The 12,917-nt window shown below is 35.8% G+C and carries 7 protein-coding genes; all 7 read right to left on the bottom strand.

Features of this window, described 5'->3' with window-relative positions; genetic code table 11:
• Positions 1-78: 78 nt before the first annotated feature.
• The 7 genes from AAEO59_RS02955 to AAEO59_RS02925 all read right to left on the bottom strand — a co-directional run bounded on the left by AAEO59_RS02955 (position 79) and on the right by AAEO59_RS02925 (position 12,910).
• A complete protein-coding gene (locus AAEO59_RS02955; protein ID WP_341699261.1) occupies positions 79-1,659 on the bottom strand; it encodes a glycoside hydrolase family 28 protein in 1,581 nt (526 codons plus the stop codon).
• 114 nt (positions 1,660-1,773) lie between these two features.
• Positions 1,774-3,183: a glycoside hydrolase family 140 protein gene (locus AAEO59_RS02950; protein ID WP_341699260.1), complete on the bottom strand. Its 1,410-nt coding sequence runs from the start codon at positions 3,181-3,183 to the stop codon at positions 1,774-1,776.
• A gap of 1 nt (position 3,184) precedes the next feature.
• Positions 3,185-6,289, bottom strand: a complete 3,105-nt coding sequence (locus tag AAEO59_RS02945) for a DUF6298 domain-containing protein (RefSeq protein ID WP_341699259.1) — start codon at positions 6,287-6,289, stop codon at positions 3,185-3,187.
• A 225-nt stretch (positions 6,290-6,514) separates the two neighbouring features.
• A complete protein-coding gene (locus AAEO59_RS02940; protein ID WP_341699258.1) occupies positions 6,515-8,200 on the bottom strand; it encodes a thrombospondin type 3 repeat-containing protein in 1,686 nt (561 codons plus the stop codon).
• 125 nt (positions 8,201-8,325) lie between these two features.
• Complete coding sequence (locus AAEO59_RS02935; protein ID WP_341699257.1) at positions 8,326-8,991, bottom strand: DUF3826 domain-containing protein; 666 nt, start codon at positions 8,989-8,991, stop codon at positions 8,326-8,328.
• 92 nt (positions 8,992-9,083) lie between these two features.
• Entirely contained in the window at positions 9,084-10,802 is a 1,719-nt protein-coding gene (locus tag AAEO59_RS02930) for a polysaccharide lyase (protein ID WP_341699256.1), read from the bottom strand.
• Positions 10,803-10,924: 122 nt separating this feature from the next.
• On the bottom strand, positions 10,925-12,910 hold the full coding sequence (locus AAEO59_RS02925) for a RagB/SusD family nutrient uptake outer membrane protein (protein ID WP_341699255.1): 1,986 nt from the start codon (positions 12,908-12,910) through the stop codon (positions 10,925-10,927).
• Between the last annotated feature and the right edge of the window lie 7 nt (positions 12,911-12,917).

Genomic DNA, 12,917 nt, shown 5'->3' with positions numbered 1-12,917 from the left:
AGGTCTTTTTTTGAACTTATAGGTATGGTTTTATCAAATACCTACAAGGTTTTAGAAACCTTGCAGGATTAAATTCAATTATTCAACAACAGCACCAACACTCAAAGTAGCTCCTTTATTGACTACTTTCTTCACATTATTAAAAACGTTGTTTTTCAAATAGATTCCTTTAGTTTTAGCACCATCAGCTTCTAAGAAAACATCGGTAGCAAACATTGGGAAGTTATTATTAATCATCACATTAGAAACATCTGTTAATTTAATCAATGGCGTATTAGCAATTGGTTTCATGGTAGCTACATTATCCAAAATCAAATTATTGGAACTTTCAATTTTAAATGAAGCTCCCATAGTAGTAGTGATTTTTGCATCGTGAAATTCTATATTATCAGCGGTATTCAATGAAAATCCATCTTCTGCCTGAATGTTGATATTCGAAAAAGAAACATTTTGAACCGGCATTTCAGTAATTCCATTAATCGTTCCTGCTTTTTTAACCTTCGTTCCGGTTAAATTACTAATATGGATGTTTCTAAAAATAGGTGTTCTTTCTGAAACCGGTTCTTCTTTGCTCGATTTATCGTAGAATAAATCCATTATAATAGCATTTTCTTTGATGTTGTTCATCACAATATTGTCTACACGAATATCCTCAACAACGCCACCACGACCGCGAGCCGATTTCAAACGGATTCCTCTGTCGGTTCCGTCGAAAACACAGTTGGAAATCGTAATTTTTTTAATTCCGCCCGACATTTCGCTTCCAATCACCACTCCACCATGACCGCTTAACATGGTACAATTGGTAATAGTCACATTCTCAGTTGCCATGCCGTATTTTCTACCATCGGCATCTCTTCCTGATTTGATGGTAATACAGTCGTCACCGACACTGATATGACAATTAGAAATATGTACATTTTTGCAGGAAGACGGATTGATTCCGTCAGTATTAGGCGAATGAGGGTTGTTAATGGTAATTCCTGTAATGGTAACATTATCGCAAAACTCCGGGTTTATGGTCCAAAAAGGAGAATTCTTAAACGTAACTCCTTCGATTAAAATATTTTTACAATTCAGCACCTGGAAAAAAGAAGGTCTGAAAAAATGCTTATCAATAGTTCTTTTGTAGTAAGCCTCATACTCAATTCCTTTATTTTGCTCCACCCACATAGTTTGGTATTTAGTCTCCGGAATTGGACCTTTGGCACTTTCAATTCGATACACTTCATTCCACCAGGCTTTACCCTGTCCGTCGATAACACCGCCTCCTTTAATGCTGATATTTTCGGCATCTTTAGCATAGAACAATGGTGAAAACGTTTTCATCATGATTCCCTCGTAACGCATTTCTACATAAGGGAGATAATGATCAAAATTATCAGAGAATTTTAAAACAGCCCCTGCATCTACATAAATACAGATATTACTTTTCAATTTTAAAGCTCCTGTTAAATATTCTCCGGCAGGGAAATAGATAGTTCCTCCTCCATTATTCGCAGCAGCTTTATCAATGGCAGCCTGAATTGCTTTGGTACACAAAATTCCTTTGTTGTTTCCACCTGCATTCAGAATGTTTATCCATCCTTCATTTTTAGCAAAAGCAGTATTGAATGCTGTAATGAAACAAAAGATTATAAGTATTGATTTAATTTTCATAATTGTTGTTTTTAATCTTTTTCATATCCTGCAAGGTCTTTTCAGACCTTATAGGTATTTGTATGTTTAGCAATTACACCTACAATGTTTTATAAACCTTGCAGGAGAAGTAAATTATTTTTTTGATGTTAAAACTAAAACCCAATCATTACCATCTGCTTTTTCCCCTGGAGGATCAAATTGTAAAACCCCTGTATTTTTAAATTTGCCTATTGCTTTTTCTTTTCCATTTCGAGGATTAAACCAAGCCGCTTTAACTTTGTCTCCGTTGATTTTACCCATATTCAAAGACATCGTTCTCCCGTTATAAGTGTAAATCAACGCATAATTTTCACCTCTGGTTGCTGCCAGATAATCGTATTTTACACCCTGATTAACAACAATCGATTCGTCCGGAACACGACTAAAATAATTTCGTTTCAAGATTAATTTCTTTACAAACTGCATTTGACCCGCACCCGGAGCATTCAGTTCATCACTCCAAATGGCTTTGTTTCCATAAGCGCCTTTCTTTTCGCCTTTGTGATACATTTGCATCACTGCATTGTTTCCATAAGTAAAACCGGCCCCTCCTGCAAGAACTGACCAATAAGCATATCTTCTTAAATCCTGATCTTTCCATTTAGGTTGTAAAGTATCGTGCAATCCATGAGGAATTCCTTCGTAAGATGGTTCTCCGTCCAGAGTTGGCTTAGTTGGTTTCAAAGCAAAATCTCTCAACACAAATTTGTAATTGTCTTCTTTGAAAGAATTTGGCAGGGTATCCTGATCGTATCTTCTGTGACCGGATTGGAACATATTGAAATCCAGCCAGCTTGCATTATGATAATTTTCAGAAGAATCGGTACGACCAAATGGATGGAAAGTCACCAATTGATCTGGATTATTCGTCTTTACAATATTCCCTATTGCATTCCAAATAGCTGTGAATTTATCGCCATAGGTATCTCCTCCATTCAACCAGATAACATTGGTTCTGTTCTTAAATCTATCGGCCAAAAACTTCGCATATTTTTCAACCTGTGCCAGCGTTACTTTACTGTCTTTAGCACTGATATTTGTTCCCCAAACCGGAACCATTCCTAAATAAATTCCGTTTTTTTGCGCAACATCCAAGGCATAATCTACATGGTCCCAAAAATCATATTCATCAGGATTATTAAAATTATTACCCGGAGTAGTCAATGGTTTAGACAAATCAGCATCAACTAATGCTGCATCACCATAAACATTCTTTGCTGTTATATTATGCAACACCATCACCTGAATAACATTGTATCCTTTTGCTTTTCTATCCTGAAAATAAGTATTGATTTCTTCGCGACTTAATTTCCCAAAAGTCAGCCAACCTGTATCTCCTAACCAGAAGAAAGGTTTTCCATCCTGAGTTTGGAAATAGTGTTTGTTAGAGGAAACCTGAAGTTTTTGCAAAGGCTTCGCTGTGTTCTGCCCCTGAACGGAAACAGTCGCAAAGCTCAATCCTAGAAGTGTAATTATTCTGCCAATAGTTTTCGATATTATCATTTTATTTCTTTTTTAAGTAAGCTACAATTTTAGTTTCTTTTGCCTGTGGCGCTGTTAAAGTAGTAATGGTTTTTCCTTGAATGGTTTCTTTGGAAATCACATTTCCATTTTCAGGATTAATCCAAAACACCTCATAAGTACCTGAATATTTTGATAGATCAACAGTCGTTTTATTGGCTTTTAACAGATAAAAAAGATAGGCCTTTCCATCGTCTTTTAAAGTCCAAACAGCACTATTGTAATTTTCATCCTGAGTCGTTTTCATGTTTGTCAATGATTCATAAAAACCGGCAATATTAATTTTAGGAAGAGCCGGCAAAGAACCTCCAGCCATTAAAACCGACCAACCAAATCTATTGGCTCCCGGAGTATTATAAATAACCGCTTTATCAGCATATTTATCACGGTATTCACGAACGGCTCTATAGGTTTGTTCATCGGTTTCCTTACCCACTTTCATTTGACGGGCATGTTGTCTTGGGGCTAAATTTACGCCTCCCTGAGGAGCATACAAACTTCCGTCTTCTTTATAATACCAGTATCTGATATCAATTACATCAACTGTAGCAACTCTGGCCGCATCATTTAAAATAGCATCCTGTACATCTTTAGTAGCACTCAAAGCTATTTTAGATTCGTTTTGATGTGTTTTTTCGTAATTAGCTACCACATCAATCCAAAACTGCATGAAAGATAAAGGTCCTGTATATTCAGCACTGGTAAACTGCAATACATTGGCATTATCTTTAAAATTGACTAAACTTTTTTCGATAAAACCCTGATGCAGTTTTTTGATATTTTCATTTTTAACATCATAAAACTGCTCGGCAATAAAGATTCTCTTATCCCCCATATAAGGCGGCGGTTCCGGAAGACCTGTATTGTTAATATTATTGGCCGGACGCCAAGGTGAGCTGGACCAGTGTGCTCCTGCCTCTAAAATATTATGCTGAAAATACTGTTGGTTCATCAATATTTTATTCTGCTGGGCAGCTAAATCGGCAAAAGTTTTTAAACGATTCCAGTACCAGCTATTGAATCTGGTCAAATCGTATTTACTCAAATGATCCCAAGCCATTCCCTGACCGGTTCTGTCAAAAGGTTGCTCGTAAAACGGAGCCCAAACATCGGCATCCATCCTGCGAATGCGTTCGTGATCGGCCATACGTTGTTCGTACCACAAACCATAATTATGATCCAAAGCCACTTTGTTATTAACCACTAAAAACTGAACTGTTTCAGATAAATTATCGGTATAACCTAGTCCATAATGTCCCGGTACAAAACGCGTAATATGCGGTCTTGACTTAGCTATTTCGCTATCACGCAAACTTCCTCTCCACCAGGGAATATCAATCGTTTCACCAGTAAGCAATCCTTTATCAGAAATTAAAAGTCCGTTTTTAATGGCGATTTTTGAAGCCACTTCAGTTGATTTAATTTCTGCCTTAACTTCATCAAAAACTTTCGCTTTTGAGGAATTCACAGCAATTGGATTTCTGGTCGCTGCCTGACTAATCCACTCTTTTAAAGTGGTTTGCTTTTTATAGGATTCTGCAGTAAGAATTCTAGCCTGTTCAATCGTTGGGCTCGAAGAAGGTTCTGTTCCCAAATCTAAAATTTGAGCCTGCATTGGTAATTTACCAAGTCGTTGTTCCAATAAGGCATAATACAAACTTCTAGGCGAAATATGATTATTTACATCAGCCCAATGTCCGTTTCCAGCCCATTGTGCCCAAACTCCAAATGCCCAGTTGTCAGCCGTAGGCGGACTGTAATTTTCAATTTTAGAAGCCGATGATTCCCAGATTACACTATTAGCCGCATTCCATCCCAGTCCGCGGGCATCCTGTTCTTTGTTTTTAAAACTAATAGCATTTCCATCAATTAAAACAACGTCAAAAAGAATTCCTGTAGCCCAGCTTCCAATAGAACCACTGAAACTGTAAGGCAAATAGGATTCGCATTGTAAAAAAACATTTGGTCCTGCTGTGGCATAACCACCAACAGCAAAATCATTATAGCCATACTCCGAATAACAACGTTGAAATAAAGTTTGTTGCCCTTCGGTATAAAAAGTATTTCTTCTATGTGCTGCGATTTCTGAAATTGGATTCAAAGAAATACAATCTTCAACAGTGATTCTTTTTGCCGATTTCAAAATCGAAACCGCGCCACCTGCAAATTGTTCAAAATTAATTTGTCTTACCCAAATATCCTCTGCATTTTGAATCGAAATTCCATGCCAGCGGTGTTGCTCGTCTTTTAGATTGGTAGTATCGAATTCCGATTTTAACGTCAAATTTTCAACTCCAATTTTATTGATACGACCTGACCAATTGTAAACCACTACTTCTGATTGCGATAATTTTTCGTCCAGAGCATTCGTCAAAGGCGCATCGATGGTGATTTTGTTCCCCTGTACCTGAGTTACTTCCCTATCGGCACGAATGACAAAATCATCTTTTTTCCAGCCTATCCATCCTGTTTCTGCTCCAAAATCAACCATGCCTAGTTTATCAATCCATTGTTGGTTGATAGGAGTATTCACTAAAATACGATCGCCTTTTTTAATATTCGGAGTATTTTTTAAAGCTAATGTAGTCGCACCTAAAGCTGTAAATTCTTCGGCTAATTGAAATTTATCTTTTAGGACACGATTGTTTATTCCTGAAATGTTAACAATTGCTTCTCTATTCGTTCCTGTTCCTAATAAAACGGTTCCCTTATTTCCGGCTCCACTTCCTCTTAAAACAATTCCGTTTGCTTTAATATTGATAACTCCCGAAACCTTAAAAATTCCTTTGTCTAAAAGAACAGCTCCTCTAAAACCGTTGGCATCCGCCTTAAGCGAAGCCACATAATCTACCGCAGCCTGAATCGTTGCTGTAGCATCACCAGAAATTGCAGGTACAAATGCCTTAACCGTAATTGTAGGAATTGCATATTGTGCAGCGCGATAACCTGCAAAGGAGAAATCAGGGATTTCATTTCCTGAATTATCTTTAGTCCTAATTAATTTTCCAGCCTTATCCTTAGTGATTGTTGGAAAATTATTTTGAGCATTTAAAGCAGTTACTAAAAACAACAACAAAAGTGTCTCCATACGAAGACACTTGTTGATTATTTTGCTAAAACAACTATTTATTTTATTTGAATATTGAAATTTATTTTTCATACAATACCATTTATAACTATAAAACAGCATCACTGTTTTAAACCATTAAGGCATTAAGAGAATTTAGGCTTAATCTATCTTCATTTCTTAATGGTTTATTTTTTATTTTAAATGACCAATCTACACTCATAATTGGTTTAAACAGTTAAAAAACTATTGCAGTAAACTAGCCGAAAGCGTATCTCTATTATTATCAGCATTTGTCCAATCTACTTTTTTTGTTGGATCAATTCCGTTAAAGTATTTTTCGATATTGCTATAACCATCTCCGTTTAAATCGCCACTGGCATCTGAAGCATCTTTAGGATTCAAACCATATTTTTTCTCCCAGGCATCAGGAATTCCGTCATTATCTGAATCTTTATAAGCTTTACCTTTGTATTCAGGATAACCTCCTACCTGATCAGGATGAGTAATAATTCCTTTTTTATAGGAATCAGCAGGCAATCTTCTTTTGATAAATTCCTTCCCAATAGCATTTTCTAAACCGTCTTTTACTTCAATTTTTCCCGTGCGAACTTGTTTTACAATTCGTTCATCAACTGCATCTCTCTTTGGCAAAGTAGCCCCAACATTATTCAACACAAATTCATAAGCTTCCTGCGCACTCATCATTGTAATTTTAGGCATTGGAAAAGCCTTATTTTGCTTAATGAAAGCCAATTTATCCTTTGCCTGCTCGAAGGTAAGATTTTCTAATTGAACTCCACCATTCCAGTTGTCTTTGGTTACTTCTGGAACTCCGTCAATATAATTTCCATCAACATAAGCTCTACCAAAAGCTTTAGGTATTATATATCCTGATTCTGGTTTTAAAATTCGGTAACTAATTGGTTCTCCTTTTGGAGTGATAGGCCCTGGTTTAAAATAGTTATTAATGATATTAAACATCGAACGATAATCACCTCCATCAAGTGAACGATTCCACCAGTTGAAAACTACATTGTTGACAAAATTAAAATCGCCATACATACCAATTGAGCAATTTCGGGAAATATTATCTGCCCAAAGATTGCGCATAAACGTACTGTTCAAACCTCCAATAGTACTTCCAAAAGCATGATTGTAAGTATCTAAACCTTCTGCCGAAATGGTATTTTGAATAGTAATATTACAAGCAGGTAATTTTTCTAATTTGGCTTTTGGATTAGCCTGAAATTGGTGACGATACAATGAGATGTTTTCATCTAATCCCCAACTTGTTGAACAGTGGTCAATAATAACATTTCCTATTACGTTTCCTCCTAAAGCATCGTCTCTACGAGTTACTTCGGTTGCTCCTCTTCTAAAACGCATATGGCGGATAATAACATCATGCGTATCGATTTCTAAGGTTTCGCTGGCAATACAAATACCATCACCAGGAGCTGTTTGTCCCGCAATAGTAACATAAGGCGCACGCATACTGATGCGTTTTTTCAACTTAATAATTCCCGATACATTAAACACAATGATTCTAGCTCCTACAGCTTCACAGGCTTCTCTAAAAGTTCCCGGGCCACTGTCTTCTAAACTGTTTACAACGAAAATTTTTCCGCCTCTACCACCCTGTGTATAAGCGCCACCACCTTCGGCTCCGGGGAAAGCAGGAATTGCTGCCGGTACAAAATCTTTTGGATAAGATGCCCAAGGTAAATAAGGACGACCTTGCAAAGCTTCTTTTTTTAAAACATCCTGATTATCAGCCCAAATTTTTGCTAGTCTAACTTCTTCCTGTGCTAAGACAGCATCCGCTTTATCCTGAATCTCTTTTGGAATATCTGGATATTGCGCATGCATTACAGAAGAACTTAGCAGTAAAATACCTAAGCTTAATAGCTGCTTTATTTGGTTTTTCATTTTTTGAGGTTTTTAGAATGAATTATTTATTTGTTTATCAAAAACGGTTCTCGATACATTTTTTACTTCATTTCATTACATAAAAAACACTCGAACTGACGTTTTTGAGAATCTCAAAACAACTACTATTTTTTATTCTTTTCTCTTTCTTCCAATCTTTTATGCCAGTCAGCACTTTCTTTATTTAAATCATAACCTTGTTTAGAAAGATAGTTATTGATTCTTCCTTTGTATTTTCCAAACCAACCGTGTTTTTCTTTAGAAGACCCCGCATCCATTGCATGCTCTCTTGCTTCAACAAGTGCATCATAAATGTACTTTTTTTGTTCAGCAGTTAAATTTGGCAACATATCATTGTAACCTACAACAGTTATAGGCAAAACCCCATAAGTCATTCCGTCTTTTACCTGAACAATCTGACTGTTATTTAACTTTTTGCTTAATTTTTTTAAATATGATTTATGAAGTGATAAGATCTTTTTATCCGCTTCATTTTTTAATTGCTCAATCTCTTTTTGTTGTTTTTCTTTATCAGTAATACTCTTTTTAGTTTCAGCAATTTTTGCATCACGGGTTTCATGAATGGTATTCAATGAACGGTATTGCTCTGCAATGATATCTCTAACGGCCAATTGATCTTTAGCTGATTCTAATTTCAAATCATTAACAATTTTTTGCGCTCTTTCATTAGTGACTTTTACGTATTCCGGATCAACTTTAGTTTGTGCTCCAACGTTTGAACACATAACTCCTAACAATACTGCTATGACTATTTTTTTGTAATTTTTCATAAAAATAAATTTTTAAAATCTAATCTTTATAAAGCAAAATTCTTGCTTCATCATGTACAGACGAAGCAAGAAGTGTGCCATTTACAATTAAATTACTTTTTAAACTCAGCTAATCCTTGTTCATTTTTAGCCAAAGTATCTTCATTATTATCTAAGTTTTTCCAATCTACTTTTTTAGTTGGATCAATACCATTAATATACTTTTCGATATTAGTATAACCATCACCATTTAGATCTCCATTTGCATCAGAAGGATCATTAGGATTCAAACCGTATTTTTTCTCCCAAGCATCCGGCATACCGTCTTTATCTGAGTCTTTATAAGCTTTTCCTTTGTATTCAGGATAGCCTCCTACTTGAGAAATATCAGTAATAATTCCTAACTTATAAGAATCCATTGGTAAACGACGGTGTTCAAACTGATAGAAAGTTTTTCCTTCTAAACCTTTAGCATATTCCGGTTTTCCTGTTTGCACCACTCTTAAAATACGAGTATCTACCACGTCTCTTATTGGTAATTTAGCACCTACATTTTTAAGCACATAATCGTAAGTTTCATCAGCAGTCATAAACTTTTTCAACCACGGCATTGGGAATGGTTTGTCAAAACGCATTTTAGGAAAATAAGTAGAAGCTTCTTCAAAAGACATATGTTCTCCTTTTTTGTTTTCCATTTGTACCCCACCGTTCCAGTTGTCTTTAGAAACTTTCTCGTTTCCTTCCACTACATTTCCGTTTACATAAGCTCTACCAAAAACCATGTAAGGCAATTTGCTTCTACCTGATTCCGGTTTCAAAATTCGGTAGCTAATTGGCTCATCTTTGTTAGTAGCAGGACCTGGTTTGAAATAGTTGTTGATGATATTATACTGAGCCGTATAATCACCACCATCAATAGAACGGTTTACCCAGTTAAAAATCACGTTGTTAGCAAAATTAAAAATTCCATTCCAACCAATAGAAGGATTTCTACCGGTATTACAAGACCATAAGTTTCTAACAAATGAACAATTTTCACCGCCTAAAGTACTTCCAAAAGCGTGGTTGTACGTATCCAGTCCTTCTGCAAACAAACTGTTTTGAATGGTTACATTTACAATACCCATTTTCTTTTCAGGTCCTCCTGTTTCATCATCATACATATGACGGTAGAAAGACATATTCTCGTCTAATCCCCAAGTAGCTGAAACGTGGTCAATAATTACGTTACCAACAGGGTTTCCTCCAATAGCATCATCACGACGACCTACGAAAGTTTCACCACGACGGAAACGCATATGACGGATTACCACATCATGCGTATTAATCCAAATTGTTTCACCAGCTACGCAAATCCCATCACCAGGTGCAGTTTGCCCTGCGATAGTAACATAAGGAGCACGAACAATTAACGGACTTTTTAATTTAATAATTCCAGAAACATTAAAAACGATTATTCTGGCACCACCTTGTTCCAAAGCTTCACGCAAAGTACCTGGCCCTCTGTCCTCTATACTATTTACCGTTAAAACCTTACCTCCGTGACCACCAAAACTATACATTCCTCCTCCTTCAGCACCTGGAAAAGCAGGAATGGAAGCCTGTGGTAAATCAGTAGGTCTCGATGCCCATGGCACAAATGGTTTTCCCTGTCTTGCTTCTTGTTCTACAATCACTTTAGCTCTTTCCCAAGCCTCATTAGAAAGCTTCTCTGCTTCCGCCTTAATCGCATTTTCTCTTGCCTGTACTTCAGGTGATATTTTAGGATATTGTGCAAAACAATTCGCACTTCCTAAAACTAAAAAAGCTAATAAAAAATTTAATTTGTTCATTTTAGAGTTTTCTTAATTAATAAAAAAGTTGGGTTAGAACTGCTATTTATTAGATTAAAAATGGTAGGTGTAATTAGAAGAAATGCCTGAATAATTTCAGGCATTTCTTTGTTATAAAATTACTATTCTTGATAGTTGTATGTACCTGCTGAACCAGCAGCATTTTTCCATCCTATAGTTTGAACAATCCATGGATTTAGCGTTAAAACATTCATTTGAAGACCATTAATATAATAATTAGGCTTCCATTTAATAAAACTAGCCACACCACTAACATTGTCCATAGGTGTATTTAAATCTCCTAGTACAAAATTATTTTTGTAATAAGTTTCTAAAGCCAAAATCTGAGCATCAAAAGTAGATGAAGCAGCATCAATATCAACACTAATACTTGTGCGAGTACTTGCCAAAGGATCCGAAGATGCTGTGGTTTTATATTGCAAATAATGACCTGTACGTTGTGTCCCATTAATAGGTGCTACACCTAATTTAGAACAAGTATTATTAACTATTCCATCAACAGACTCATCACTATATAACATCCATCGGTGTATATCCCAGAAACGTTTACCCTCATAAGCTAATTCAACTCTTCGCTCATACAAAACAGCCTCAATAGCTTTATACTTATCTGCTAATGTTCCAATACCATAATTGTTTGTAGATGAAATACCAACTCTATTTCTAATTTTACCTAAATAAGTCGTTGTGTTAGAAATATCTCCTAAAGCGGCATAACATTCAGCAATATTTAACAACAATTCCGCATAACGATACTCCATAATATCCGTACCTGAATACTGAAACGTAGTAGCATTTGAAGCAGCTGGATTTGACATTTTTCTAATGAAAGCAGGACTCGTCTCATTATTATTATCACTATAAAAAGCGGTACCAGCAGTATTTAACCAACGGTAAGACCAAACCACTGAACTTGTATTTTGACTATATGGCCATTTAACTCCTGAGAAAGCAAAAGTTCTATAAAAACGAGGATCTCTATTTTTAAAGAAAATAAATGGATCATAATTACCAACGCCTCCAACAATTGGCACTGGTCTTGAACCATCATTCATAGGAAATAAATCTATCATTTCTTTTGGTGCTTCTAAACCTCCCTTACCTCCTTGACTTATTGGACGAAGAGACATTTCCCAACTATTATTTTCTGCAAGAGTAGTCGTACCTGTTCCCAACAACTTTACCGTAATCGCTTCCTTACAAAATGCATTGTCTATCAAAAACATATTTTGCCAATCTTTTGCAGAACTCCCGTATAATCCAAACCCATCAGCAGTTAATTGCGTTTCAGCAGCTAAACCTGCAGCCAAAGCAGCATTCCATCTTGTCAAATCTGTATCCCAATTTTTATTAAACAATGGACTGGCATAAGTTAACAAAACTCTAGATTTTTGAGCAAGAGCAGCTCCACGAGTAAAACGACCGTAATTAGCTGCATTCCACTGAGAAGGTAATAAACTTGCTGCCATATCTAAATCAGCAACAATTTGATTCACCACTTCTGTCACTGACGCTCTTGGTAATTTTATGGATTCATCATCAGAAGTAGCATTTTGAACTTTAGTTACTATAGGTACACCTCCATAGGTACGCATTAAATCAAAGTACTGAATTGCTCTTAAATAATAAGCTTGACCTTTTGCTGTTTTACGATAATCTTCACTTAAACTACTTCCTTTTACATCAATATTTTCTAACAGTGAGTTAATATCTCTGATTCTATCGTAAGGTTCATTTTTAACACTACCTCCTAATGCTTTACCATAATAACCTGTTACAGAAGAAACGTCTTCTGCTGTTGTATATACAATACTAGGATTAATCAAATTAGTTATACCCGGTAACTCTTCAGTTAAACTGGATGTATTTGTAAATCCCCCAACTAATGTTAGTCCAGGATTAGTATATCCATAAAAAAAGTTATAATACAATCTATTAATATACCAATCAGTCTGTTCCTGACTTTCATAGAATGAATCATCAATTTGTCCGTAATTTTTCTTATCTTGTAAAAAATCATCACTACAAGAAACACCTAAAACTAGTAAAAGTGCTAATGTTATATATCTATTTATCTTTGTTTTCATAATTCAA

Origin of the sequence: Flavobacterium flavipallidum (genome assembly GCF_038289905.1) — a bacterium.
Classification (GTDB): Bacteria; Bacteroidota; Bacteroidia; order Flavobacteriales; family Flavobacteriaceae; genus Flavobacterium; species Flavobacterium flavipallidum.
This window is presented reverse-complemented; position numbering and strand designations above follow the sequence as displayed.

Coding starts and splice junctions, on each gene's coding strand:
- AAEO59_RS02955 (WP_341699261.1), bottom strand. CDS start 1,659: ATGAAAATTAAATCAATACTTATAATCTTTTGTTTCATTACAGCATTC.
- AAEO59_RS02950 (WP_341699260.1), bottom strand. CDS start 3,183: ATGATAATATCGAAAACTATTGGCAGAATAATTACACTTCTAGGATTG.
- AAEO59_RS02945 (WP_341699259.1), bottom strand. CDS start 6,289: ATGGAGACACTTTTGTTGTTGTTTTTAGTAACTGCTTTAAATGCTCAA.
- AAEO59_RS02940 (WP_341699258.1), bottom strand. CDS start 8,200: ATGAAAAACCAAATAAAGCAGCTATTAAGCTTAGGTATTTTACTGCTA.
- AAEO59_RS02935 (WP_341699257.1), bottom strand. CDS start 8,991: ATGAAAAATTACAAAAAAATAGTCATAGCAGTATTGTTAGGAGTTATG.
- AAEO59_RS02930 (WP_341699256.1), bottom strand. CDS start 10,802: ATGAACAAATTAAATTTTTTATTAGCTTTTTTAGTTTTAGGAAGTGCG.
- AAEO59_RS02925 (WP_341699255.1), bottom strand. CDS start 12,910: ATGAAAACAAAGATAAATAGATATATAACATTAGCACTTTTACTAGTT.